The 25,149-nt window shown below is 72.6% G+C and carries 23 protein-coding genes and 1 pseudogene; 13 read left to right on the forward strand and 11 right to left on the reverse strand.

Features of this window, described 5'->3' with window-relative positions; translation table 11 throughout:
- Positions 1-142 precede the first annotated feature (142 nt).
- Positions 143-850, forward strand: coding sequence for a lysophospholipid acyltransferase family protein (locus AB0K05_RS05845; protein WP_148032777.1), 708 nt, complete (start codon positions 143-145; stop codon positions 848-850).
- A 15-nt stretch (positions 851-865) separates the two neighbouring features.
- On the opposite strand, the gene mmuM is transcribed toward AB0K05_RS05845, so the two are convergent.
- The 4 genes and pseudogenes from mmuM to AB0K05_RS05865 form a co-directional block, all read right to left on the reverse strand.
- Positions 866-1,723 carry a homocysteine S-methyltransferase gene (gene mmuM / locus AB0K05_RS05850; RefSeq protein ID WP_271275370.1) on the reverse strand — a complete coding sequence of 286 codons (858 nt, stop codon included), beginning with the start codon at positions 1,721-1,723 and terminating at the stop codon, positions 866-868.
- Positions 1,724-2,411: 688 nt separating this feature from the next.
- Positions 2,412-4,730: a VIT domain-containing protein gene (locus tag AB0K05_RS05855; RefSeq protein ID WP_364227036.1), complete on the reverse strand. Its 2,319-nt coding sequence runs from the start codon at positions 4,728-4,730 to the stop codon at positions 2,412-2,414.
- Positions 4,727-4,867, reverse strand: a complete 141-nt coding sequence (locus AB0K05_RS05860; RefSeq protein ID WP_271275371.1) for a hypothetical protein — start codon at positions 4,865-4,867, stop codon at positions 4,727-4,729. Before AB0K05_RS05860 ends, AB0K05_RS05855 begins: the two co-directional genes overlap by 4 nt.
- 789 nt (positions 4,868-5,656) lie before the next feature.
- Positions 5,657-5,911, reverse strand: a pseudogene (locus AB0K05_RS05865) (MerR family transcriptional regulator); the annotation flags it as partial.
- 89 nt (positions 5,912-6,000) lie between these two features.
- Between AB0K05_RS05865 and AB0K05_RS05870 the strand changes: the two are divergent.
- Positions 6,001-6,468: a DNA starvation/stationary phase protection protein gene (locus tag AB0K05_RS05870; protein WP_148032775.1), complete on the forward strand. Its 468-nt coding sequence runs from the start codon at positions 6,001-6,003 to the stop codon at positions 6,466-6,468.
- Between the two features lie 145 nt (positions 6,469-6,613).
- A complete protein-coding gene (locus AB0K05_RS05875) occupies positions 6,614-7,636 on the forward strand; it encodes an alkaline phosphatase PhoX (RefSeq protein ID WP_271275363.1) in 1,023 nt (340 codons plus the stop codon).
- Here the strand turns inward: AB0K05_RS05875 and AB0K05_RS05880 are convergent.
- On the reverse strand, positions 7,600-8,217 hold the full coding sequence (locus AB0K05_RS05880) for a TetR/AcrR family transcriptional regulator (RefSeq protein WP_364227040.1): 618 nt from the start codon (positions 8,215-8,217) through the stop codon (positions 7,600-7,602). The two genes, AB0K05_RS05875 and AB0K05_RS05880, sit on opposite strands and share 37 nt — an antisense overlap.
- 93 nt (positions 8,218-8,310) lie before the next feature.
- Here AB0K05_RS05880 and AB0K05_RS05885 point away from each other — a divergent pair, with 93 nt between their 5' ends.
- On the forward strand, positions 8,311-10,479 hold the full coding sequence (locus tag AB0K05_RS05885) for an MMPL family transporter (protein ID WP_271275361.1): 2,169 nt from the start codon (positions 8,311-8,313) through the stop codon (positions 10,477-10,479).
- On the opposite strand, the gene AB0K05_RS05890 is transcribed toward AB0K05_RS05885, so the two are convergent.
- On the reverse strand, positions 10,436-11,359 hold the full coding sequence (locus tag AB0K05_RS05890) for a helix-turn-helix domain-containing GNAT family N-acetyltransferase (protein ID WP_219544647.1): 924 nt from the start codon (positions 11,357-11,359) through the stop codon (positions 10,436-10,438). The two genes, AB0K05_RS05885 and AB0K05_RS05890, sit on opposite strands and share 44 nt — an antisense overlap.
- Before the next feature lie 30 nt (positions 11,360-11,389).
- On the opposite strand from AB0K05_RS05890, the gene AB0K05_RS05895 reads away from it, so the two are divergent.
- Positions 11,390-12,301: a beta-propeller fold lactonase family protein gene (locus tag AB0K05_RS05895; protein ID WP_271275360.1), complete on the forward strand. Its 912-nt coding sequence runs from the start codon at positions 11,390-11,392 to the stop codon at positions 12,299-12,301.
- Here the strand turns inward: AB0K05_RS05895 and AB0K05_RS05900 are convergent.
- The gene (locus AB0K05_RS05900) at positions 12,298-13,023 is read right to left on the reverse strand and encodes a Clp protease N-terminal domain-containing protein (protein ID WP_148032770.1); all 726 of its coding nucleotides are present in this window, start codon (positions 13,021-13,023) and stop codon (positions 12,298-12,300) included. The genes AB0K05_RS05895 and AB0K05_RS05900 overlap by 4 nt on opposite strands.
- Positions 13,024-13,054: 31 nt before the next feature.
- Positions 13,055-14,521, reverse strand: a complete 1,467-nt coding sequence (gene glpK / locus AB0K05_RS05905) for a glycerol kinase GlpK (protein WP_271275359.1) — start codon at positions 14,519-14,521, stop codon at positions 13,055-13,057.
- Positions 14,522-14,637: 116 nt separating this feature from the next.
- Between glpK and AB0K05_RS05910 the strand changes: the two genes are divergently transcribed.
- Positions 14,638-15,663, forward strand: a complete 1,026-nt coding sequence (locus AB0K05_RS05910; protein ID WP_148032768.1) for a 6-phosphofructokinase — start codon at positions 14,638-14,640, stop codon at positions 15,661-15,663.
- Positions 15,664-15,811: 148 nt separating this feature from the next.
- Here the strand turns inward: AB0K05_RS05910 and AB0K05_RS05915 are convergent, their stop codons facing one another.
- Positions 15,812-16,639, reverse strand: a complete 828-nt coding sequence (locus AB0K05_RS05915) for an MHYT domain-containing protein (RefSeq protein WP_364227047.1) — start codon at positions 16,637-16,639, stop codon at positions 15,812-15,814.
- A 216-nt stretch (positions 16,640-16,855) separates the two neighbouring features.
- Here AB0K05_RS05915 and thiI point away from each other — a divergent pair, with 216 nt between their 5' ends.
- Positions 16,856-18,052 (forward strand): tRNA uracil 4-sulfurtransferase ThiI, encoded by a 1,197-nt coding sequence (gene thiI / locus AB0K05_RS05920; RefSeq protein ID WP_148032766.1) that lies wholly within the window; start codon positions 16,856-16,858, stop codon positions 18,050-18,052.
- Positions 18,053-18,087: 35 nt separating this feature from the next.
- Here the strand turns inward: thiI and aroF are convergent, their stop codons facing one another.
- Positions 18,088-19,119 carry a 3-deoxy-7-phosphoheptulonate synthase gene (gene aroF / locus AB0K05_RS05925; protein ID WP_271275357.1) on the reverse strand — a complete coding sequence of 344 codons (1,032 nt, stop codon included), beginning with the start codon at positions 19,117-19,119 and terminating at the stop codon, positions 18,088-18,090.
- Between the two features lie 248 nt (positions 19,120-19,367).
- Between aroF and AB0K05_RS05930 the strand changes: the two genes are divergently transcribed.
- The 3 genes from AB0K05_RS05930 (at position 19,368) to AB0K05_RS05940 (ending at position 21,953) form a co-directional block, all read left to right on the forward strand.
- Entirely contained in the window at positions 19,368-19,964 is a 597-nt protein-coding gene (locus AB0K05_RS05930) for a molybdopterin-dependent oxidoreductase (RefSeq protein WP_219543360.1), read from the forward strand.
- Between the two features lie 55 nt (positions 19,965-20,019).
- Positions 20,020-21,147, forward strand: coding sequence for a histidine kinase (locus AB0K05_RS05935; protein WP_148032763.1), 1,128 nt, complete (start codon positions 20,020-20,022; stop codon positions 21,145-21,147).
- Positions 21,148-21,212: 65 nt separating this feature from the next.
- A complete protein-coding gene (locus tag AB0K05_RS05940; RefSeq protein WP_148032762.1) occupies positions 21,213-21,953 on the forward strand; it encodes a LytTR family DNA-binding domain-containing protein in 741 nt (246 codons plus the stop codon).
- Positions 21,954-22,477: 524 nt separating this feature from the next.
- Here the strand turns inward: AB0K05_RS05940 and AB0K05_RS05945 are convergent.
- On the reverse strand, positions 22,478-23,320 hold the full coding sequence (locus tag AB0K05_RS05945) for a deoxyribonuclease IV (RefSeq protein WP_271275356.1): 843 nt from the start codon (positions 23,318-23,320) through the stop codon (positions 22,478-22,480).
- A gap of 158 nt (positions 23,321-23,478) precedes the next feature.
- Here AB0K05_RS05945 and uraD point away from each other — a divergent pair, with 158 nt between their 5' ends.
- From uraD to pucL, 3 genes are read left to right on the forward strand one after another with little or no spacing between them, the layout of a single operon-like run.
- Positions 23,479-23,988, forward strand: coding sequence for a 2-oxo-4-hydroxy-4-carboxy-5-ureidoimidazoline decarboxylase (uraD, locus tag AB0K05_RS05950; protein WP_271275355.1), 510 nt, complete (start codon positions 23,479-23,481; stop codon positions 23,986-23,988).
- Positions 23,985-24,284 carry a hydroxyisourate hydrolase gene (uraH, locus tag AB0K05_RS05955; RefSeq protein ID WP_271275354.1) on the forward strand — a complete coding sequence of 100 codons (300 nt, stop codon included), beginning with the start codon at positions 23,985-23,987 and terminating at the stop codon, positions 24,282-24,284. Before uraD ends, uraH begins: the two co-directional genes overlap by 4 nt.
- A complete protein-coding gene (pucL, locus tag AB0K05_RS05960; RefSeq protein ID WP_271275353.1) occupies positions 24,285-25,148 on the forward strand; it encodes a factor-independent urate hydroxylase in 864 nt (287 codons plus the stop codon).
- Position 25,149: the final 1 nt, after the last annotated feature.

Raw genomic sequence — 25,149 nt, forward strand, 5'->3', positions numbered from 1 at the left:
TCCTCCATGCTTTTTCATCCCGGAACTGCCCGATCGTCGCACGATCCAGGGCATTTGTGCGAGAGCTGGTGTAGGAGCATCCACCGAGGGATGGGAAGATGACTACGCGTTGCCGACCGTCGCGTGAGGAAGAGGTGGCCGGGTGTTCTACTGGGTGGTCAAGGCCATCTTGGGGCCGATCCTCCACATCGTCTTCCGGCCGTGGGCCGAAGGCGTCGACAACGTGCCCAAGGAAGGGCCCGCGATCCTCGCCGGCAACCACCTCTCCTTCGCCGACCACTTCTTCGGCCCGCTCCACCTCCGCCGCAAGGTCATCAGCCTGGGCAAGTCCGACTACTTCACCGGGCGCGGCATCAAAGGCTTCTTCACCCGCATGTTCTTCAGCGGGGTCGGCACCGTCCCGATCGACCGCTCCGGCGGCAAGGCCAGCGAGGCCGCGCTCCGCACCGGTCTTCGCGTGCTGCGCGAGGGCCACCTGCTCGGGATCTACCCCGAGGGCACCCGCTCGCCCGACGGCCGCCTCTACAAGGGCAAGACCGGCGTGGCCAGGCTGGCGCTGGAGTCGCGGGCCCCGGTCATCCCGTGGGCCATGGTCAACACCTTCGAGATGATGCCGCCGGGCCGCCCGCTGCCGAAGTTCGGCATCCGGCCCGAGGTGCGGTTCGGCAAGCCGCTCGACTTCTCCCGCTACTACGGCATGGAGGACGACCGGCTGGTGCTCCGCGCGGTGACGGACGAGATCATGTACGCCCTGATGGAGCTGTCGGGGCAGGAGTACGTTGACAAGTACGCCGCCAGCGCCAGGGTCGAGATGGAGCGCGCGGCCAGGGCCGCGGCCAAGGGCGAGTGACCCGGCTCCCGCCTGTCAGGGCAGGTGGACGACGATCTGCCGGATGTGCTCTGGAGTCGTACGGCAGCAGCCGCCGATCAGCGAGGCCCCCGCCGCCTGCCACTCCTTGGCCGCCTGACCGTACTCGATCGGGTCGGCCAGGCCGCGCCAGCGGCGTTCGGCGGCGTCCCAGGTCTCGCCGGAGTTCGGGTAGACCACGATGGGCAGGCCGCCGCGGAGCGCGGCGATGAGGCCGGGGATGTGCCGCGGGGCGGTGCAGTTGGCGCCGACGGCCACCACCTGCGGGTTGCCGGCGAACAGGGCCGCGGCCTCGGTGATCGGGGTGCCGTCGCTGATGTGGGCGGCGTCGCGGCAGGAGAAGCTCACCCACACCTTGACCGACGGCGTCTCGGCCAGCAGCCTGGCCAGCGCCCGCGCCTCCGCGAACGACGGGATGGTCTCGCAGGCGAGCATGTCGGCCTCCGAGGAGGCGAGGATCTCCCAGCGGGGGCGGTGCCAGGCCAGCAGGGCGTCTTCGTCGATGCCGTAGTCGCCGGTGTATTCGGCGCCGTTGGCGAGGTAGGCGCCGTAGGGGCCGATCGAGGCGGCGACGAGCCCGTGGCCCGCCTCGTCGCGGGCCTGCGCGGCCACCTCCACCGAGGCGCGGATCAGGCGCTCGGCCTGGCCGCGGTCGAGGCCCCGGCGCACGAAGCCGGGGACGGACGCCTGGTAGCTGGCGGTCGTGGCCACGTCGGCGCCGGCCGCGAAGTAGGCGGCGTGCGCCTGGCGGATCAGGCCGGGGTCGTCGAGGAGCAGGCGCGCCGTCCAGAGCTCGTCGCCGAGGTCGGCGCCGAGCGCACTGAGCTGGGTGGAGAGCCCACCGTCCAGAACCATCGTGGTCACCCGTCCAGAATATGGTCCGGACGGGGTTGTCCGGCCCCTCAGGCATGCGTTTTCCCGGGACCGTCATCCGCTCGTTTGTCAGCCGTCCCCGAGGAGACCCCGCCCCCGGGTGGGAGGAATCGGACCCTGCAGGACACCCTCCCCGCAGGGCGTACGAAGAGGCGAAAGGCCTGCTGAAGCCGGTGTAATACCGCAGCAAGCGTTCTCCCGACATTCAGGGTCTGGAGGATGTCAAGACTGTGAGAAATCACCCCAAACAAAGCCCTTCGGCGCGTCGCCGCGCAACACGGCGAGGCTCTCCGGCGGTGCGCGTCGTCCGGCCGCGTGGCTTTATGGCGGTGCGCGCCGTCCGGGGCCCCGCGCGGCTCTCGGGTTTGGCCGGGCGGAGCTGCGTCGTCGGGCGGCGCCGCTCGGCTCTTGGGCCTGGCCGCGTTCCCGGTGGGGCGGGTCGTCGGGTGGCACCGCGCGGCTCTTCGGCCTGGCCGAGTTTCGGGCGGGGCCCGTCGTCGGGCAGACCGGGCGGCTCTCCGGCCCGACCGGGGTACCCGGCCGGGCCGGAGCGACGGCGGACTCGACGCGCCGGGCGCCGCCCGTCAGGACCGCTTCAGAACGGGCGGCGCTCCGCGCCGGGCGGTGCCGTCAGGGGCGCTTCCAGAACGGGCGGCGCGCCGGGGCGCCGTCAGGGGCGCTTCCAGAAGGGGCGGCGGGCGTCGCCGGGGTTTCCCGGGGGAGGGCCGCCGGTGAGGGCGGTGAGCACCTCGATGGCCCGCTGCCTGAGGGACTCGGGGTCGGTTCCGGGACGCTCGGCCGATTCCAGTTCGCGGGCCAGCGCCGACAGCTCGGCGTGCCCGCCGAGGTACGCCGACAGGGCGGCCAGGCGGGAGCCGAGGTCCGCCAGGTAGAGGGCGTTCGGCGCGTGCAGCGCCTTCAGCCGGTCCAGCTCGGCGACGAGCTGGACCCTGACGGTGTCCAGGCCCCGCGTCGCCCGGGGCGCGGGCGCGGGACGGGCGGACATGGGACCGCGAGGCATCCCCGCGGGCCTGCCGGACACCGGGCCGCGCGGTCCCGCCGCGCCGCCCGCCAGGAAGTCGGGCACGTCCAGGTCGTCGAAACCGGCCGAGCTCATCCGGGCCACCGCCGGCGCGATCGCGCCGGGAGCCGGGCCCGCCATCGCGGTGAGCCCGAACGCCATCGGTGCGGCGGGCGTCTCCCACCCGCTCGGCAGCTCCACCGGCTGGATCACCCGGTGCTCGGGGCCGCCCTCGGCCGCCGGCCGGGAGTCGACCGCGACGTAGGCGGTGAACCGGCACAGCACGCCGTGCTCCAGCGAGACCCGGACGATCTCCCGCTCCAGCTCCCGCTCGCCCATCGCGTACCGGTCCTCCAGCTCGCGCAGATGGGCCCGCGCCCAGACGGCGCGCAGCGCGGGGCTGTCGGCGACGGTGCCCGGCACCCGCTCCTCCCACGGCGCGCCGGACGCCAGCCCGCGCACGGTCACCGACGAGCCGCCCCGGCACCGCCCGTACACCCGCAGCGGCACCCCCGGGAAGATCGACCCCAGCCGGGTGACCGTGCCCGGCTCCACGTCCAGGTCCTTCAGCGACAGGTCCGTCACCATCGGCGCGCCGATCCGGCGGTGGATCTGCTCCATCGCCGCGTCCAGCCGGTCCTCCGACTCGACCAGCTCGCTGCGGCCCGCGCCGAGACCGGCCAGCCTGCCCAGGAAACCCGCGTTCACCGCCCGGTCGATGCCGACCGTGTGCACCCGCATCGCCGACAGCGCGCCGCCGGTCAGCTCCAGGATGTGGTCCTCGTTGCCCACCTGGCCGTCGGTGACCAGCACCAGGACGCGTTCCCTGCCCTGCTCGCCGTCCAGCAGGCCGATCGCCCGGCGCAGCGGCTCCAGCAGCTCGGTGCCGCCGCGCGCGTCCACCCTGGCCAGGTGCTCGACCGCGCGGTAGCGGTTGCGGTCGGACCCCTCGGCCAGGCCCTCGAACGCCTCCTCCACCACCGAGTCGAACGCCAGCACAGCGAACCGGTCGCGCGGCGTGAGCGTGTCCACGATCCGGGCCGCCGCCCTGCGGGCCGCGACCATCTTCCAGCCCGCCATGCTGCCCGAACGGTCCAGCAGCAGGACGAGGTCGCGCGGCTGCCTGTCGGCCTCCAGCTCGGGCGGGACCACGAACAGCGCGAACGTGCCCGCGCCGTCGAACTGCAGGGACGTGGACGCGGCGAACGACATCCGCAGGATGAAGTCCCGGTCCAGCCGTTCACCGGCGCGCAGTCGTACGATGTCGCCTTCTTCCTCGACCACGTGCAGGCTGGAGGCCAGCTCGCGCAGCTCCAGCCCGGCGGCGTCGATCCTGGCCGAAAGGGACAGGCGGACGGGGTTCGGGAAGCCGGGCAGCAGCACCGGGGGAGTGATGCGGGAGGCGTCCGGGACCGCGTCGGTGTCCGGCGCGGCGCCCGAGCCCGCAGGCTCGCCGTCGATCGGCTCGCCGGGGATGTAGCGGGGCGCCACCACCAGCGGGAAGCGGAACGTCGCCGCGCCGTCCTCGTACGGCAGCGGCTGGCTCAGCGTCAGCCGGACCGTCACCCGCTCGCCGGGCAGGATGTTGCCCACGCGGATGGTGAACACGTCCGGCCGGTCCTCCTCGGCGATCGCCGCCCGCCTGCCCTCTCGCAGCGCCCGGTCGTAGTCGGCGCGGGCCTGGCCGCGCTCCTTCAGCACGCCCTCGACGACGCGGTCGTCCGCCTCCATCCGGAACGCGGTGACGGCCGCCCTGTCGGGCAGCGGGAAGACGTACGTGGCCTCCAGCGTGACGTCGAACGGGTTGCGGAAGCCCTGGGCCACCTCGACGCCGGCGACCAGGCCCGAGATCGTCGCGTGCACGTCGACGCTCTCCAGCGGCAGGTTGCCGCGCTCGGTCCGCAGCGCGCCGATCCCCGCGTCGGGCTCCGGCACGCATCGGGCGGGCTCGAGCGATGTGATCTTCATGTGAGTCCCCTCTCTTCGAGCACCGCGAGCAGCGGCGCCGCGGCCGCGAGTAGTGCCCGCACGTCGTCGTCTCCCGGCGCCGGGCCCGTCCCGTCGAGCACCAGCACCACCCCGGCCGCCAGTCGCACCCCGTGCACGGCACCCGGCACCTTCTCTTGTACGGGCCGGTCCGCCCCTTCCGCAGCCCGATCCGCCTCCTGCGCCGTCCGATCCGTCCAGAACCTGGCCCGTACCCCCGGATTCCCGTCCCCTCGGTACGCACCCTCACCCCCGCCTTCGGTAAGCCCCCCTGGCGGGGTCACCCCACCAGAGGGAACCACCGAGTTCCCCCGGCGACCCGTTCCCGGCCCAAGAACCCGCGCCGCATCCGCTCCTGCGGAGTGCGGGGGAGGTGGTGCGGGGGCCTGCGTCGGGTCTGTCCCGGTGGGGTGTGGAGGGCGCGGCCGGGAGGTTTGTGACGCATCCGCTCCCGTGGAGTGCGGGAGAGCCGGTGCGGGGGCCTGCGTCGGGTCTGTCCCGGTGGGGTGTGGAGCGCGCGGCCGGGAGGTTTGTGACGCATCCGCTCCTGCGGAGTGTGGGGGAGCCGGTGCGGGGATCTGCGCCGGGTCCCGTCCCGCGAGGTGCGGAGCGCCCGGTCCAGAAGTTTGCGCCGTGTCCGATCCCGTGGGGTGCTGAGCTCTCGGTGGGGTGGGTTCCGTGGCGTGCGACTGGTCTGCCCTTGCGGCCTGTGGCGTGCCGGGGCCCGATGAAGGCCGGGGGGTGTGCGGAGCCGCTATGGCGGGGGCCGGGGGCAAGGGCGTGGTGCGGGCCGGTTGGTGGGGGTCTGGGGTGGGGTGGCCGGGGTCCGGACCCGGGACGGGCCAATGGTCGGTGGGGAGGCGGGCGGTGGCTTCGAGGGTGGTGTCCGCGGCGCCGGCGAGGGCGATCTGGATGTCGGCGATCGACATGCCCTCCGCCTGCAGCCGCTTGACGGCCACGAGTTGCAGCAGGTGACGGCGCCCGTACCGGGCGATCCGGCCGCGCCGGGTCAGGGGCGGGTCGACCAGCCCGATCGTGGTGTACCACCTGATGAGCCGCTCGCCCGGCACCTCGCGGACCCGGCCGTTGAGCGGCCGCGCGTGCGCGCGCAGCGCGTCGGCCGCGCGCTCCGCCAGCTCGCCGATGGTCCAGGTGTCGCTCATGTCCTCACAGTGACACTGTCACAATTACAGTGTCAAGGGGAATTCGGATAAGACGAATGAAAGGGACATCTACGGGGAGGAGGTACACCATGGCTCCGATTACCAGCCCGCTTTCGGGCGAAGCTAAGACCACCACCGCGAAGTGCCTGCAGGGCGCCCTGATGGACCTGATCGACCTGTCCCTGGTCGGCAAGCAGCTGCACTGGAACGTCATCGGCCCGAACTTCCGTTCGGTCCACCTGCAGCTCGACGAGGTCGTCTCGCTGGCCCGCGCGCACACCGACATCGTCGCCGAGCGCCTGGTCGCGCTGGGCGCCAACGCCGACGGCAGGGCCGCCACGGTGTCCAAGTCCACCAAGCTGACGCAGCCGGAGTCCGGCTGGATCGAGTCGGGCAAGGTGGCGGCGACGATGACCGACATCCTCGACGGCGTCAGCAAGCGGATGCGCGAGCGCATCGACCTGACCGATGAGACGGACCAGGCGACGCAGGACATCATCATCGCGGTCACCCAGGAGATCGAGAAGCAGCGCTGGATGTTCCAGGCCATGAGCTGATGTGTGCGGTCACCAGCCCGGGAGCCGAGCGGCCCCGGGCTTCCGCATGTCCGGCGCGGGCAGTTCGCATTCTGTTCGATCCCGGAGTCCTCGCCATTCATGTCCGTGCGGTCCACTAGCGTGGCACCCAGAGGGAGGCCTCAAGATGTCCCGCAAGACTCTCCTCCGCACGGGCCCGCTCTCCCAGGGCGGCGCGGGCCCCTACGGACCTGTCGAGGAGCCCGTCGCCGGCGGGCTGACCCTGCCCGCGGGGTTCGGCGGCAGGGTGGTGGCCAGTTCCGGGAGCAAGGTGGCCGGGCTGACGTGGCACGCCGCGCCCGACGGGGGTGCCTGCTTCCCCGACGGCGACGGCTGGATCTACGTGTCCAACTCCGAGCTGTCGCTGCTCGGCGGCGCGGCGGCGATCCGCTTCCGGCCGGACGGCTCCGTCGGCGACGCCTACCGCATCCTGTCCGGCACCGAGCTCAACCGCGCCGGCGGCGCCACGCCCTGGAACACGTGGCTGTCGTGCGAGCTCGGCCACCGGGGCCGGGTGTTCGAGTGCGACCCGTACGGCGCCCGCGCGCCGCGGCCCCGGCTGGCCATGGGCCGGTTCAAGCACGAGGCGGCCGCCTGCGACCCCGACCGTCGGGTGGTCTACCTGACCGAGGGCGAGCCCGACGGCTGCTTCTACCGGTTCCGTCCGTACGACTGGGGCGACCTGACCGAGGGCGCGCTCGAGGTGCTGTGCGGCTCGGGCCGGTGGGAGCCGGTGCCGTGGCCGGCCGCGCTGCTCAAGGGCACCCGCCACCAGGTGCGCGGGGCGCGCCGGTTCGACCGCGCGGACGCCTGCCACTACGCGGGCGGCGTGTGCTTCTTCACCACCAGGGGCGACGGCGCGCTGTGGGCCTACGACGCCCAGACCTCGGCGGTGGAGCGGCTGTGCGACGGCGTGCGCGCCGTCACCGCGGCCCCGTCCGGCGACCTGTACGTGACCAGGCGGACCACGCGGATCGACGTGATCACTCCCGACCGCGAGATCGCCCCGTTCCTCACCCTCGCCGGTCACGCGGGCGCCGAGCTGACCGGGCTGGCGTTCGCGCCGGGCGGTGACCGGCTCTACTTCTCCGCCAGGCGGGGCTCGGATGAGGGTCACACGTTCGAGGTCACCGGCCCGTTCCGCAGATAGGCCACCAGCGCCCTCTTGAGCTCGGCGACGAGCTCGGCCGCCCGCGCCGGTCCGGTGGCGGAGACCAGCGGCATCACGGCCTTGACCATGGCCACCGCCATCGTGCCCATGAGCAGGGCGCGCGCCTCGTCCAGACCGGGGGAGCGGCGCCGCAGCATGGCCGCCACCTGCCCGGCGATCGCCTGGTGCAGCTGTTGTGAGGCCGCCGCCAGCTTGTCGCCGGTCGCGGAGCCGTACAGCAGCGACCAGTACGCGGGCGAGCGCGCCTTGAACGCCACGCTCTCGTCCACCACCCCGTCGACCAGGGCCTCCAGCGGCACCTCCGGGGTGACGGCGGCCAGCCGCGACTCCCAGAAGTCCCGCCGGCCGTCGGTGTAGCGGGTCACCAGGCCGTCGAGGATCTCCTCCTTGTTGCGGAAGAACTGGTAGAGCGAGCCCGGTGACAGCCCGGCGCGGGCCGCGACCTGGTTCGTGGTCATGTCCGGGTAGCCGATCTCGGCGATCACCTGTTCGGCCGCGTCGAGGATCTCCGCCATCCGTTTCAGGCCTCGCGCCTGACGGCGCACCGTGCGCTCAGCCATGGCACCCCACATTGACAAATGCGAGCATTCACTTGTATTTCTGGGTCGGCGAACAAAACACGAGTAGTTTACCGAGTTTCAGGGGTGGATGGAGTGCTGATCACGGAGCGCGCGCCGGTGCGGCGCGATGCCGGGCCGCCGCTGCGCAGGCTGGGGTTCTTCCTGGTACGCAGGCGGCGGGCGGTCCTGGGGCTGGCCCTGGCGCTGTTCGTGCTGGCGGGGGCGCTGGCGGCGGGGGCGGTGCCGCGGCTGTCGCTGGCCAGGTTCGAGGCGCCGGGTTCGGAGTCCGACCGGGCGCAGGCCGAGCTGGCCGAGCGGTTCGGCACCGGCAGCCCGGACATGATCTTCCTGGTCACGGCCCGGCGGGGCACCGTGGATGACGAGGCCGTCGCCGCCCAGGGCCGGGAACTGGCGGCGCGGGTGGCCGGGCACGAGGGCGTGGCCGGGGTGGAGTCCTACTGGAGCCGGGGCCGGCCGCCCACGCTGCGCAGCGAGGACGGCCGGCACGCGCTGATCCTGGTGCGCGTCCCCGGCGACGCCGGGCACGTCCGGGCCACCGTGCTGCCCGCGCTGGTCCCCGAGATCACCGAGGGGACGGAACTCCTGGAGGTCCGCTCCGGCGGCGGCGAGGAGGTGTTCCGGGCGACCGTCCCGCTGGCCAGGCAGGACTTCGTCCGGGCCGAGCTGGTGATCTTCCCGCTGGCGTTCGCGCTGCTCTGGCTGTACCTGCGCCGGGCGGCGGCCGCGCTGGTGCCGATCCTGGCCGGGGTGTTCGCCATGGTGGCCGGGCTGGCGCTGCTTCGGGTCCCGCTCACGTACACCGATGTCTCCACTTTCGCGCTCAACCTGACCTTGGCCATGGGGCTCGGGCTGGGCATCGACTACAGCCTGTTCGTGATCGCCCGCTTCCGCGAGGAGGTGCGCGCCGGGCGCGACCGCGCCGCCGCCGTGGCCGGGGCGGTCGAGCACGCCGGGCGCACCGTGCTGTTCAGCGGGCTGACCGTCGCGGCCTCCCTCGCGGTCCTGTTCGCGCTGCCCTTCGACTTCCTGCGCTCGTTCGCGTACGCGGGCATCGCCGTGGTCGCCGGCGGTGTCGTGGCGGCGGTGGTCGTGCTGCCCGCCGTGCTCGCCGCGATCGGCGGCCGGATGCTGCCGCGGCGGGAGCGGCCGGCCCGGCCCGGCGGGTTCTGGGCGGCGCTGGCGGTGCGGGTGATGCGGCGGCCCCTGGCGTACGGCGGCGCGGCGGCGGCGCTGCTGCTCCTGCTGGCCTCGCCGTTCCTGAGCCTGCGCTTCGGCGTCGCCGACGACCGCGTCCTGCCGCCCGACGCCGCGCCCCGGCAGACCCAGGACATCATCCGCCAGGGCTTCCCCGCCGAGGAGACGGACGCCGTCCAGATCGTCTCCGCCGGCGCGGCGGGCGGGGACGTGACCCGGTACGCCGCCGCGCTGTCCCAGGTGCCGGGCGTCGCCCAGGTCGACTCCGCCGCCGGGATCTTCGCGGGCGGGCAGCGGGCGGGGGACGGCGACGTGTCCCGGTTCGCCGGGGAAGGGACCTGGCTGTCCGTGGTGCCCTCCGCCGAGGCGCTGGCCGACGACCCCGTCCGGCTGGTCGAGGCGGTGCGCGCGGTGCCGCCGCCGTTCGAGGTGCTGGTCGGCGGCTATCCGGCCGAGCTGGCCGACTACCGCGCCTCCGTGGTCGACCGGCTGCCGCTGCTGCTCGCGCTCATGCTCGGCGTGACGTTCGCCGTGCTGCTCGCCATGACCCGCAGCGTCCTGCTGCCCGTCAAGGCGACGCTGCTCAACGTGCTGAGCCTGGGTGTCATGCTCGGCGCCCTGGTCTGGGTCTTCCAGGAGGGCAACCTGTCGGGGGTGCTCGGGTTCACGCCGACCGGCTCGCTCGACCCGAGCATCCCCATCCTCATGCTCTGCGTGGCGTACGGGCTGTCGATGGACTACGAGGTGTTCCTCCTGTCGCGGATCAAGGAGGAGTACGACAGGACCGGCGACACCGAGCGGGCGGTGGCGTCCGGGCTGCAGGGCGGCGCCCCTCTGATCACCGCCGCCGGCGGCATCCTGGCGCTCACGTTCGCCGCCTACGCCACGGCCTCGGTCTCGTTCGTGCAGATGCTGGGCGTCGGCATGGCGGTCGTGGTGCTGGTGGACGCGACCTTGATCAGGGCGGTGCTGGTGCCGAGCCTGATGCGGCTGGCGGGCCCGCTCAACTGGTGGCCGCGAGGTCGAGCGACCACATCTCCTCGTTGAGCTCGATCCCGTTCTCCATCCCCTTCTCCTGGGAGTCGAGCCGGAACCCGGCGGCCTCGTAGACGCGCCGCGCGCTGGTCAGGCAGTCGCGGGTCCACAGCACCAGCCGCTCGCACCCGTCGGCCCTGGCGTGCCGCACGCACTCGTCCACCAGCCGCCGGCCCAGGCCCAGGCCGCGCGCGGACGGCTCCACCAGCAGCAGCCTGAGCTGCCCCGTGGTGTCGTCCTTGCGCATGTAGAAGACGGAGCCGGCGGGCCGGCCGCCGACCTCGGCGATCCAGGCCGTGTCGCGCGACGGGTCGAAGGCGGCGACGATCCGCGCCACCAACAGCTCGAAATCCCTGCCCCAGCCGTACTCCCTGGCGTAGAGCACGCCGTGCCGGTGGACCACCCAGCTCAGGTCGCCGTCCCTGAGCGGCCTGATCAGGCAGGACTCCGGCCCGGCGGGCGGGTCGAGCACGTCCCTGATCGCGCGCATGCCGGTGACCAGGCGCTCCCTGGCGTCCTCCGGCAATCCGGCGAGCAGGCGCTCGATGTCCTCGTTCGAGGCCTGGTCGAGCGTCTCGAACGCCTTCCGCCCCGCCGGGCTGAGCCGTACCACGTGTTTGCGCGCGTCGGCGGCCGAGCGCTCCCTGACGATCAGCCCGTCGCCGTCGAACCTGGCCAGGATCCGGCTCAGGTAGCCCGCGTCCAGGTCGAGCAGCGCCCGCAGCTCGCCGGTCCCGATCGAGTCCGCGTGCGCGACCTCGAACAGCACTCTGCCCTCGGTGAGCGAGTACGGCAGGTGGTGCATGCCGGCCTGCAGCACTCCGATGACCTTGGTGTAGAAGCGGTTGAAGGCCCGGACCTCAGAAACTCTTGCCTCTGTCAACGAATTCATTGCCTCAGTCAACCATGAGAGGATGGCCGTGTGAAGAGGCACCTTTACATAGGCGGCTACGGCCCCGGCATCATCGAGCCCGGAGGCGAGCTGACCCGCCTCGCCGCCCCCTCCTTCCTGGCGCGCCATCCCTCGCTTCCCGTGATCTACGCGGTGGGCGAGCTGGCCCAGGGCTGGATCACCGCCTTCGGCGCCGGAGGGCGCAGGCTGTCGCCGTGGGACGAGCGTTCCAGCGGGGGAGACAGCCCGTGCCACCTGGCCGTCCACCCGTCCGGGTCGCTCCTCGCGGTGGCCAACTACGGCGACGGCGCCGCCGCCCTCCACCGGCTCGACTCGCGCGGCGTGTTCGACGGCGACCCGATCGTGCTCCGCCACCACGGCTCCGGGCCCCACCCCGAGCGCCAGCGGGGGCCGCACGCCCACCAGGCCGTCTTCCACGAGGACCTGCTGTACGTCTCCGACCTCGGCACCGACGAGATCCGCCGCTACACCCTGGAGGGGGAGGCGCTGGAGCCGATCAGGCTGCCGCCGGGCACCGGCCCGCGCCACTTCGCCTTCGCCGGCTCGACCCTCTACGTCGCGGGCGAGCTCGACGGCACCGTCACCCGCCTGGCCGCCGGCGAGGACGGCATCCGGGTGCGCGCCTCCACCACCGTGACGGACAACGCCCCGTCCCACCTGGAGCTCGCCGGAGACCTGGTCTACGTGGCCAACCGCGGCCCCGACACGATCTCCGTCCTGCGGGCCGACGACCTGTCGCAGGTGGCGGAGGTGCCGTCGGGCGGCGCGTGGCCGCGCCACTTCGCGATCGACGGCGACCGCATGTACGTGGCCAACCAGCATTCGGGGAGCGTGGCGGAGTTCGCGCTCGCCGGCGGCGTCCCCGAGCCGACGGGTGAGGTGATCGAGGCCGAGGGCGCGTCCTGCGTGCTGCCCGCCTAGCCGGTCCCGCCTCTGATCACGAGCTCCGTCAGCATCCGCTTGAGCTGCTCCTCGGCGGCCTCCTTGGTCAGCCCGAGCCCGGCCAGCGCCTGCGCGGCCGGGTCCTCGTCCAGCGTGAGCAGGGCGAGCAGCAGGTGCTCTGTGCCGACGTAGTTGTGGCCGAGCCGCAGCGCCTCGCGCAGCGTCAGCTCCAGCGCCTTCCTGCCCTGCGCGGAGAACGGCGGCGTGGCCGGCGGGGCGTCGCCGCCCGGGCCGAGCGCGCTCTCCACCGCCTGCCTGACCTCGGCGAGCGGCGCGCCGAGCGTCACCATGGCCTTGGCCGCCAGCCCTTCGGGCTCGTGCAGCAGGCCGAGCACGAGGTGACCGGGGCCGATGTGGTCGTGCCCGAGGCGGCGCGCCTCCTCCTGTGACTTGACGATCACCACGCGGGCGCGGGCGGTGTAGCGCGCGTAGCTGCTCAGGTCCTCGGCGAGCGAGCCCTCCTTGGGCACGAACCGCTTCTGCGCCGCCTGCTTGGACACCCCCATGCTGCGGCCGATGTCGGTCCAGGACGCGCCGGAGTGGCGGGCCCTGTCGACGAAGTGGCCGATCAGATGGTCGGCCACTTCGCCCAGGTGCTCGCCCAGGGTGACCGCGTCGGACAGCTCGCCGAGCGGGTCGCCATCGGGGTAGCGGCTCTTGATGACCTCGATGAGGTCGTCGAGACGAACGGTGTGTTCCATGCGTCAACCATAGGTTGACGGCAAGTGACCGTCAACCCTCGGTTGACGCCATGGCCAGCTCCACCGCCTTCCGCCAGCGGTCGTACAGGGCGTCGTCCCGCCCGCCCGGCTCGAAACGGCGGTCGAGCTGCCAGGTCTTGCGCAGCTCTTCCCGCGAGCCCCACACCCCGGCGCCCAGCCCGGCCAGGAACGCCGCGCCCAGCGCCGTCGTCTCCTGGATCACCGGCCGCTCCACCGGCGTGCCGAGCTGGTCGGCCTGGAACTGCATGAGCAGGTCGTTGCCGCTGGCCCCGCCGTCGGCCTTGAGCACCGGCGGCCGGCCCTCGGCCGACGCCTCCACCACGTCACGCACCTCGAACGCGATCGCCTCCAGCGTGGCCCGCACCAGGTGCGCCCGGGTGGTGCCGCGGGTGATGCCGGTGATGAGCCCGCGCGCCTCCGGATCCCAGTGCGGCGCGCCCAGCCCGGTCAGCGCGGGCACGAACACCACGCCGCCGCTGTCGGGCACCGTGCGCGCGATCGCCTCGGACTCCGGGGCGGTGCCGATCAGCCCGAGCCCGTCGCGGAGCCACTGGATGGCCGCCCCGGTCACGAACACCGACCCCTCCAGCGCGTAGGTCCGCTCTCCCGAGGGCGCCTGCCAGGCCACGGTGGTCAGCAGCCCCGACTCCGAGCGGACGATCTCCCCGCCGGTGTTGGTCAGGATGAACGAGCCCGTCCCGTAGGTGCACTTGACCTCGCCCGCCGCGTAACAGGTCTGCCCGAACAGCGCCGCCTGCTGGTCGCCCGCCACCCCGCTGATTGGCAGCTCCAGCCCGAGGAACGCGCCCGGGTCCGTACGCCCGAGCTCCCCGAAGTTGGGCACCACCTCGGGCAGCGCCGACTCGGGCACCCCGAACAGCTCGCACAGCTCCGGCTCCCACGCGCCGGACTCCAGCCCGTACAGCAGCGTGCGCGAGGCGTTGGACGGGTCGGTCACGTGGCGCGCGCCCGCAGTGAGCCGGGCGATCAGGTAGGCGTCGACGGTGCCCACGACCACCCGGCCCGAGGTGACGCCCTCCCACACGGCCGGGTCGTTCTCGGCCAGCCAGGTGAGCTTGGAACCGGTGAAGTACGGGTCGAGGCGCAGCCCGGTCAGCTCGGCCACCCTCGGCTCGTGCCCGGCCGAGCGCAGTCGCTCGCAGATGCCGGCCGTGCGCCGGTCCTGCCACACGACGGCGCGGCGCGGCGCGGCCAGCGACCGGCGGTCCCACAGCACGGCCGTCTCACGCTGGTTGGTGATGCCGACGCAGGCCGGCGTCGTCGACGCCCCGGCCAGGGCGGCGGCGCAGGCGCTCAGCGTGGCCTGCCAGATGTCCTCGGGGTTGTGCTCCACCCAGCCCGGCCGCGGGAAGTGCTGGGCGAACTCCTCGTACCCCCTCGACTCGATCCGGCCGTCCTCGGTCACGACGAGTGCCGTAACACCCGTCGTTCCCGCGTCGATGGCCAACACACTCACGAAATCGCCTCCTGAACCGGGTTTGGGCCGCTACGCTCGCGTTTGGTCTAGACCAATGCCCGCTATGACGGGCACAATGCGATTCTGGTCGTGAACCACATCGGGAGGAACCCGCCATGCGTATAGGAGTGCTCACCGGGGGCGGAGACTGCCCCGGGCTGAACGCCGTGATCAGGGGCGTAGTCCGCAAGGGGGTGAGCGTCTACGGGCATGAGTTCGTCGGCTTCCGCGACGGCTGGCGCGGCCCCCTGGAGGGCGAGACCATGCCGCTCGACATCCAGGCCGTCCGGGGCATCCTGCCGCGCGGCGGCACGATACTCGGCTCCTCCAGGACCAACCCGCTCAAGATCGAGGGCGGCGTCGACCGGATCAAGGAGAACCTGGCGGCCACCGGGGTCGACGCGCTGATCGCCATCGGCGGCGAGGACACCCTCGGCGTCGCCAAGCAGCTCTTCGACCGCGACGTCAGGGTCGTCGGCGTGCCCAAGACGATCGACAACGACCTGTCGGGCACCGACTACACCTTCGGCTTCGACACCGCCGTCAACATCGCCACCGAGGCGATCGACCGGCTCCACACCACCGCCGAGTCCCACCACCGGGCGCTCATCTGCGAGGTCATGGGCCGCCACGCCGGGTGGATAGCGCTGCACGCCGGCATGGCCGGCGGCGCCAACGTCATCCTCATCCCGGAGAAGCCGTTCGACATCGACCGCGTCTGCGAGTACGTCGAGTCCCGCTTCCGCACCCGCTACTCGCCGATAATCGTGGTCGCCGAGGGCGCCCACCCGATCGAGGGGCAGATGCAGCTGCAGGCCGGCGAGCTGGACGCGTTCGGCCACGTCCGCCTGGGCGGCATCGGGGAGACGCTGGCCAAGGAGATCGAGAAGCGCACCGGCAAGGAGGCCCGCACGACCGTGCTCGGCCACATCCAGCGCGGCGGCACGCCCACCGCGTTCGACCGGGTGCTGGCCACCAGGTTCGGCCTGCAGGCGATCGACGCGGTGCACGACGGCGACTTCGGCAAGATGGTGGCGCTGCGCGGCACGGACATCGTCCGCATCGGGCTCGACGAGGCCACCGCCGAGCTCAAGACGGTCCCGGTCGAGCGTTACGCCGAGGCCGAGGTCTTCTTCGGCTGAGTGTCGCCGGGCTGTAAGTGACTTGCAAGCGGCCGGCCGTACCTTCTGGAGCAGCGGGGTTACCGCTACAACCCCCCTTCAGGGTACGGCTTGCGCCGCGGCGAGTCGGCGGCCCACCACGCGTCGCAAGCCGTACCTAGGAGATAGCTCAACCGCGGGGCGTGCCGAAGTAGTCCACATCCGGCGCGCCCTCGCCGTCGCGCGGGTGGGGGCCGGCCGCGCGGGTGAGGTACTCCTGCTCGTGGCGGAGCTCCCGCTCGCTGGGGGAGAGCATGACGGCCAGCAGCAGGCCCACCGTGACGACGGTGATGCCGACGAGCAGCGGCAGCAGGAAGTCGATGCCCGGCGTGCCCCCCACCGGCCCGGGGGTGTGGTGCGGCTCCACGGACATCCCCAGCATGCCGGTGTAGTGCATGCCCGACACCGCCACGCCCATGAGCAGGGCGGCGGCGCCGATCTTCAGCGCCCCGGTGACCCGACCGGCGAACCAGAGCGCCGCGGTGGCGGCGGCGATGGCGATGAGCACGGACAGGGCGACCGTGACCGGGTCGTAGGACACGTGCGCGGACATCCGCATCGCGGCCATGCCCAGGTAGTGCATGCCGGCCACGCCGACGCCGGCCAGCACGCCGCCGCTCAGCAGGAACGCCGGCCGCTGCCTGCCGTGGTGGGCCAGGAACAGGCTGGCGCCGACGACCACGATGGCCAGCAGGGCGGACGCGGCGGTGAGCGGCACGTCGTACTGGATCACGGTGCCGGCGACCGAGAAGCCCATCATGGCGATGAAGTGCATGGTCCAGATGCCGGTGCCGCCGATGGCGACGGCCGCGCCGATCAGCCAGTAGGCGCTCTCGCGTCCTTCCGCGAGCCGCGCGCGGGAGCTGAGCAGCAGGCCGAGCATGCAGCCCAGGCTGGACATGGCGTAGGCGAGGACGGGCGTGAGCCCGCCGTGCGCGAAGTGGTCGATCGGCGACATATCCCGCCCCTTGGTTCGGTTGGCAGGAGTATGCGGGCGGGGTAGATGAAAGCGCAACTAACGATTTCGTGTCGGCCGAAAGGGTTCCCACCTGGGAGAGGGCCGGCAAAGGCGAGGCAAGCTCACGACGTTCGCGAGCGTCCCGCGCGGACTAAACTCGATGCCGCGAGGCGTTGTTTCTACCGCGCATCCCCTGTCTCCCCCGGAGGTTCCACCATGACGATGCCAGCCCTGGGCGAGCCGTGCGTTCTGCTCAAACTGGGCGAGATCGTCCTCAAGGGCAAGAACCGCGAGCTGTTCGAACGCCGACTCATCGGCAACATCCGCCAGGCGCTCAAGGAGTTCGACCTCAAGGTCGACGTGCGCAGGCGCCACGGCGTCATCGCGATCTTCCTGCCCGAAGGCACCACCGCCGAGCAGGCGCATGCCGTGGCCGAGCGGGTCGCCGACGTGCCCGGCCTGGTGTGGATCCACCCCGCCTGGCGGGTCGCCAAGGACCCCGAGACCGTGCTCAAGGCCGGGCTCGCGCTGTTCGCCGAGCGCGAGGAGGTCAAGCGCAAGGCCAGCTTCGCGGTCCGCTCCCGCCGCCGCGACAAGCGCTTCCCGCTGCGCTCCAACGAGCTCGACCGGCTCGTCGGCGGCGCCATCAACGACGAGTACGGCCTGCCGGTCGACCTGAAGAACCCCGAGCTGACCCTCTTCGTCGAGGTCGACAGGGACGAGGTGTTCGTCTTCACCGGCGGCCTGCCCGGCCAGGGCGGGCTCCCGGTCGGCAGCAGCGGCCGGGCGCTGGTGCTCATGTCCGGAGGCATCGACTCGCCGGTGGCCGCCTACCGCATGATGCGGCGCGGGCTGCACGTCGACTTCCTCCACTTCTCCGGCATCCCGTTCACCACGTCCGAGTCCATCTACAAGGCCTACGCGCTGGTCAGGAAGCTCGACCGGTTCCAGGGCGGGGCGCGGCTCTGGGTGGTGCCGTTCGGCAAGGCCCAGCAGTCGATCCGCAACTCCGGCCAGGACCGGCTCGCCGTGATCGCCCAGCGGCGGCTGATGCTCAAGACGGCCGAGGAGGTCGCCCACCGCATCCGCGCCGGGGCCCTGATCACCGGCGACGCGCTCGGCCAGGTGTCCTCCCAGACGCTGGCCAACATCACCGCCCAGGACCACGCCGTCGACCTGCCGATCCTGCGTCCCCTGGTGGGCTGGGACAAGACCGAGATCATGGCCGAGGCCCGGCGCATCGGCACGCTGGAGATCTCCGAGCTGCCCGACGAGGACTGCTGCTCGCTCCTCGCCCCGCGCCGCGCCGAGACCCGCGCCAAGATCGAGGATCTCAAGCAGATCGAGAAGCGCCTCGACGCCGAGGAGCTGGCCGTCCAGCTCGCCGACTCCATCCAGGAATACAAGCTCTGACATCGGCGGGGCCCGTGGCGGGCCCCGCCGGGGTCTCAGACCGTCAGCGCGGCGGCGGCCGTCTTGCCCAGCAGCGGCGGGAAGTCGCGCATCACCTGGGCCAGCTCGCCCAGGTCGGTGTCGACCAGCGCCTGCGGCCCGTCACACAGCGCCTGCTCCGGCCGCGGGTGCACGTCGATGATCACCCCGTCGGCGCCGGCCGCGATGGCCGCCCTGCTCAGCGGCAGCACCAGGTCGCGCCGGCCGCCCGAGTGGGACGGGTCCACGATCACCGGCAGGTGCGACAGGCGCTGCGCCACCGGCACCGCCGACACGTCCAGCGTGTTGCGGGTGGCGGTCTCGAAGGTCCTGATGCCCCGCTCGCACAGCACCACGTCCAGGTTGCCGCGCTGCGCGATGTACTCGGCCGCCATCAGCCACTCCTCCATGGTGCTGCTCATGCCGCGCTTGAGCAGCACCGGCTTCCCGGCCGCGCCGACCGCCTGCAGCAGCCCGAAGTTCTGCGCGTTGCGGGTGCCGACCTGCAGCATGTCCACGTACGAGGCCACCAGCGGCACGTCCTGGGCCTCCACCACCTCGGTCACGATCGGCAGCCCGGTCCGCTCGCGCACGTCGGCCAGAATGCGCAGCCCCGCCTCACCCAGCCCCTGGAACGCGTAGGGCGAGGTGCGCGGCTTGTAGGCGCCGCCGCGCAGCAGCGTCGCCCCGGCGGCCTGGGCCATCCTGGCCGCGTCCAGCGTCTGCTCCGGCGTCTCCACCGCGCACGGCCCGGCGATCAGTGTCACCGTGCCCGGCCCGATCGGCACCCCGCTCACGTGGACCGTCGAGCGTTCGGGATGGTTCTCCCTGCTGACCAGCTTGTACGGGGTCGAGACGCGCATCACGTCGCGCACCCCCGCCATGCCGCGCAGGCTGGCGGCGTCGAGCTGGGTCACGTCGCCTACCAGGCCGACGATCGTGCGCTGCACCCCCTTGCTCACGAACGCCTCCACACCGGCCGACTGCACGACGCCGACGACGGTCGCCACGTGCGCGGAGGTGGCCTCCGGGCCCATCACGATGACCATGTGTACTCCTTCGGGAAACGCAGAAGGCCCCGGGTCCTGTCGGACCCGGGGCCTTCGTGCTCGCCTATGTCTGCTAGCGCAGCGCTAGGTGGCGAACGGTCCGACCGATGGGTCCGTCGCCATACCAAAACAGGAACGCGGTGCGCATAGTGCCGCAATAGTACCCCACCTCGACCCGCTGCCGAGCCGCACACCGACCGGTGGGAGGATGGCACCCGACCGCGATACCGGTGAGGGGAGCAGTAATCGTGGAGGAGACGCGCCTGCCGCCAGGCCAGTACGTCCCCCGCGGCCTACCTGTGATCCACTACGGCCGGGTGCCCCCGTTCAAGCCGGAGTCGTGGGACTTCCAGGTGTTCGGCGCCACCGCCTCGGGCGAGGAGCGCCGCTTCGGCTGGGAGGAGTTCGCCGGCCTGCCCCGCGTGACCCGGGTCGCCGACTTCCACTGTGTGACCAAGTTCTCCGTGCCGGGCCTGGAGTGGAGCGGCGTGCCGCCGGCCGCCCTCGCCGCGGCCGTGCCGCCCGACCCGGGCGTGCGCCACGTGATGATCTGGGCCGAGTACGGCTACAGCGCCAACCTCCGGTGGTCCGACTTCACCGCGCCCGCCACGCTCTTCGCCACCGAGCTGGCCGAGAAGCCGCTCTCCGCCGAGCACGGCGCGCCCGTCCGCCTCGTGGTGCCCCATCTCTACGGGTGGAAGAGCGTCAAGTGGGTGCGCGCGATCGAGTATCTCCTGGAGGACCGCCGGGGCTTCTGGGAGGAACGCGGCTACCACAACGTCGCCGACCCCTGGCGCGAACAGCGCTACTCCTACCAGGAGGATCCGGGCGACGGCCCCCCATGAGGTGACCTGCGGGTTTCCGCCCACGCCTGGGTGGTTGTTGGCTACGGTTGCCCGCATGCTGACCACCGCCTGCGTGGTGCTCCCCTGTCTCGCCTTCATCCTCGGCCACACCCTTGCCCGGCGCCGCGCCGTGCCCGAACGCCGCCCGGACCGGGAGGCGACCTTCACGACCCTGCACCTCGCCGCCCTGGCGGCCCCCGCCCTGCGGGCCGGGCTCAACCGCGACTCCGCGCGCAGGGCCGTACGCCATCTGCACGCCCTGCTCGGCACGTACGCGGTCGCGATCACCTCCACCGAGGCCGCGCTGGCGTGGGACGGCCCCTGCACCGACGAGGTCCTCACCTACGCCAGGTCGGCGCTCGCCTCGGGGCGGGCGCAGGTGTTCGCCGGCGAGCCGTACGGCGCGGTCGTGGTGCCGCTGACCGTCGACGGCAGGATCGTCGGGACGCTGGCGGCCTTCGACGACGAGCTCAGCGCCGGCCTGGTGCGCACCGTCGGCGAGGTCGGCCGATGGATGTCGGGCCAGCTGGAGCTGGCCGAGCTGGACTCCTCGCGGCGGCGCGCGCTGGAGGCCGACAGGCGGGCGCTGCGCGCGCAGATCTCGCCGCACTTCGTCTACAACGCGCTCACCACCATCGCCTCGTTCGTCCGCACCGACCCCAAGCGCGCCCGGGAGCTGCTGCTCGACTTCGCGGACTTCGCCCGGTACGCGCTGCGCCGGGCGCACGACTTCACCACCCTCGCCGACGAGCTCACCTGCGTCGACCGCTACCTGCTCCTGGAACGTGCCAGGTTCGGCGACAAGCTGCGCTTCAGCCTCCAGGTGGCGCCCGAGGTGCTGCCCGTGCCCGTCCCGTTCCTGTGCCTGCAGCCGCTGGTCGAGAACGCCATCAAGCACGGCATGCGGGGCCGCGCCGGTGAGGTGCGGATCGTCGCCCGCGACGCCGGGCCGGAGGCGCACATCACGGTCGAGGACGACGGCGCCGGGATGGACCCCGAATGCGCCAGGCGCGTCCTGGACGACGACCCCGGCCGCGAGGGCACCGGCATCGGCCTGGCCAACGTGGACCTGCGCCTGCGCCAGATCTACGGCGACGGCTACGGGCTGGTGGTCGAGACGGCGCTGGGCGCGGGCACGAAAGTGCGGCTGCGGGTGCCCAAGGCACAGTTGACCTCTCTGTGACGCGATTGTGACGCAGCGTGTTCTTGGGCCTTGTGGGGCAGGCGTTTCTGGTGCAGCGTAGTGACATGCTTCGTGTTCTGGCCGTCGACGACGAGGTGCCCGCGCTGGAGGAGCTCGCCTACCTGCTGCGCCAGGACAGCCGCGTCGAGCAGGTGCTGACCGCCTCCGACGGGGTCGCGGCGCTGCAGGACATGGTCCAGATGGTGGCCTCGGGCGAGCGGCTCGACGCCGTGTTCCTCGACATCCGCATGCCCGGCCTCGACGGCCTCGACCTGGCCCGGCTGGTCGGCGGCTTCCCCAGCCCGCCGAAGCTGGTGTTCGTCACCGCCCACGACGAGTGCGCGGTGCAGGCCTTCGAGCTGGAGGCCGTCGACTACCTCCTCAAGCCCGTCAGGGCGGAGCGGCTGTCGGAGGCGGTGCGCAGGCTGGAGGTCTCCTCCTCGCCGCCCGCCGACCCCTGCCACGACGACGTGATCCCGGTCGAGCTGGGCGGCCGCACCCGGTTCGTGCCGCAGCAGGCCGTGCGCTTCGCCGAGGCGCAGGGCGACTACGTGCGCCTGCACACCGTGGACGGCAGCTACCTCGTCCGCATGTCCCTGGCGGCGCTGGAGCGCCGCTGGGCGGACGCCGGGTTCATCCGGGTCCACCGCAGCACACTGGTCTCCAGCCGCCACGTGAGCGAGCTCCGGTTCGAGGGCGGCCGCGTCACCCTGACCGTCGGCACCGAGACCCTCCAGGTCAGCCGCAGGCACAGCAGGCAGGTCCGCGAGCAGCTGGTCCGCCAGCACCGCGGCGTCATGTCCTGACCCCCGCTCGTCCCCGGGCGGGCGTGAACGAGAAGCCGCCGCACACCCGTCCGCCGGGCTGCCCGGGTCCGTTGACGATCGTGATTTCCCAGGTCACACGGCCTCGCGCGGCCTCATCGCGGACCCACCGGGAACCCCAGGGGAGACCCGGGGCGGGCACGGAGCGACCGCTCGACGCGCCCCGGTGACCGCTCGTCGTGCGCGCACTCTCCGCACATCGATGGCTACACGCCGTTCAGCGAGCTGTCAGCCAAGGGGGTTTCCCCAGGTAGATCACGACCGTAGTGTTTCGGCATCGGAGCCACCCGGCGCATCTGGGGGGACGAGCCGGAAGGCTCACCGCATGTGCCGGATCCATGGTGACCACCAGGTCACCTCGGCTGTCGGGCCCTCAACCGGGGGGTTGGGCCCGCCGGCCGGACACGTGCAGGGGCGCCCGCCGGGGCCGCGGCAAGACCGCGATCCGGCCACACGGGGGCGGCCGGATCCCACCGGCGGGCGCCCCTTGCACGTAAGACGCCTCGTCAGCCCTCGTCGCGCAGGCGCTTCAGAGTGGCGATGTCCTCGCGGTGCTTGTCGGCCTTGCCGGGGGTCTCGATGCACAGGGGCACGCCCGCGGCCGCCGGATGACGCATCAGCTCGGCGAAGGGGCGGGTGCCGATGTGGCCCGCGCCGATGTTCTCATGACGGTCCTTCTTGGCGCCGCACACGTCCTTGGAGTCGTTGGCGTGGACGAGCTTCAGGCGGCCGGGCGCGATCTTGTAGAGCAGGTCGAGCGTGGCGCCGACGCCGCCCTCCGCGGCCAGGTCGTGGCCGGCGGCGAAGGCGTGGCAGGTGTCGAGGCAGACGCCGGCCCGCGGATGCCAGTCGAGCGCCGCCAGGTAGGGCTCCAGGTCGTCGACCGTGGCGCAGAGCATCGCACCCTGCCCCGCCATCGGCTCCAGCAGCAGGTCGGGCCCGCCGTCGGGGATCTCGTCGAGCAGCGGCAGCAGGTGCTCGCGGAGCTGACGCATCGCGTCGTCGCGCGGCTGCGACACCGCCGACCCGGTGTGCACCACGACGCCCTTGGCCCCGATGTCGGCGCCGCGCCGCAGCGTGTGGCGGACCACCGCCACCGAGTTGGCCAGCGTCTCGGCGCTGGGCGAGCCGAAGTTGGCCAGATACGGGACGTGGACGAAGGTCTCGACACCGGACTCGGCGAGCGCCGCGTCCTGGTCGGGCTTGCCGGGATTGAGCGCCCAGCCGCGCGGGTTGGTGACGAAAACCTGGATCATCTCGGCGCCGATGTCGGCCATGTAGGCGAGGCCGCCCTTGGCCAGGCCGCCGGTGACGAGCACGTGGCCGCCGATGAGAGAGCGTGAGGTCATGATGACCCCCAGTCTACGGGCGGGGAGAGTCCGCGCTGGTCAGCGGCCAGGAGCCCGCCGGGGTTGGAGCATGACACGAAAAGTCTTGGCCAACCCGGGCGCCGGTTCGGAGTTCTCGCGGATGGACCGGGCACGACCGGCGTGTGTGTACTCGTCTCATGCCGCACACGCCCGCGGGTCTGGCCGCCTTCAACGCCCTGGACCGGGAGGGCGCGGAGAAGGAGCTGCTCGCCTGCTGCGCCTCCCGCGCCTTCGCCCGGGAGGTCGCCGCGGGCCGCCCGTACCCGGACCAGGACAGGCTGGCCGACGCCGCCGGGCGGGCCGTGCTGGCGCTCGGCTGGCCCGACGTGCTGGAGGCGCTGGGCGCGCACCCGCGCATCGGCGAGCGGCCGGCCGGCGACTCGCGCGAGTCCGCCTGGTCCCGCCGCGAGCAGGCCGGGGTCGAGGACGGGCTGCGCGCCGCGCTCGCCGAGGGCAACCGCGCCTACGAGGACCGCTTCGGGCACGTCTACCTCGTCTGCGCCACCGGCCTGACCGGCGCCGAGATGCTCCGGCTGCTGCGCGAGCGCCTCGGCCACGACGAGGAGACCGAGCGCCGCACCGTACGGGAGGAACTCGCGAAGATCACCCGGCTGCGGGCCGGCAAGCTGGCGGAGGGCGTCCGATGAGCTTCTCGACGCACGTGCTCGACGCGACGACCGGCCGGCCGGCGGCCGGGATGCGCGTGCGGCTGGAGCACGAGGGCGCGGTCGTGGCCGAGGGCGTCACCGACGCCGACGGCCGGATCAAGGGCTGGCGGCCGGGGGCCGGGGTGCACCGGGTGGTGTTCGACACCGGCGCGCACCTGGCCGACACCTTCTACCCGGAGGTCGTCATCACCTTCACCGTGGCCGACCCCGGTGACCACTACCACGTGCCGCTCCTGCTCAGCCCGTACGCGTACTCGACCTACCGAGGGAGCTAGATGGCGATCGTTCTCGGACCCAACCGCTACGGCAAGGCGGAGACCAGGCTGGTACGGGTCGTCAGGGACGGCGGCGTCCACCACGTCAAGGATGTCAACGTCAGCACCTCGCTGTCCGGCGCCATGAGCGAGGCGCACCTCACCGGCGACAACGCCGCCGTGCTGCCGACCGACACGCAGAAGAACACCGCGTACGCCCTGGCCCGCGAGCACGGCGTCGGCCAGATCGAGGACTTCGCCCTGCTGCTCGCCCGCCACTTCACCGGGCACGACACGATCCACCACGCCAGGGTCGCGGTCGAGGAGTACGGGTGGAACCGGATCGGCGACACCGGCCACTCCTTCGCCCGCGACGGCGGCGAGGTGCGCACCTGCGTGGCGCACCACGACCGCGACGGCCGCGCCAGCGTGGTGTCCGGGCTGACCGGGCTGGTGGTGATGAACACGACCGGCTCGGAGTTCCACGGCTTCCTCACCGACCCCTACACCACGCTGGAGCCGGCCACCGACCGCATCCTCGCCACCGCCGTGGACGCCCGCTGGCGGCACGCGGGCACGAGCGCCGACTTCGCCGCGTCCTTCGCGCTGGTGCGCGGCTGCCTGCTGGAGGCGTTCGCCGGCACGCACAGCCTGTCGTTGCAGCAGACCCTGTACGCGATGGGGGAGCGGGTGCTGGCCGCCTGCCCGGACATCTGCGAGATCAGGCTCACCCTGCCGAACAGGCACCACTTCCCCGTCGACCTGGCCCCGTTCGGGCTGGACAACGAGAACGAGATCTTCTACGCGGCAGACCGGCCCTACGGCCTGATCGAAGGCACGGTGCTGCGCGACGACGCGCCCGGCGCCGGATTCGCCTGGGAGTGAG

Origin of the sequence: Nonomuraea sp. NPDC049486 (assembly GCF_040676925.1) — a bacterium.
Taxonomy (GTDB): Bacteria; Actinomycetota; Actinomycetes; order Streptosporangiales; family Streptosporangiaceae; genus Nonomuraea; species Nonomuraea ferruginea.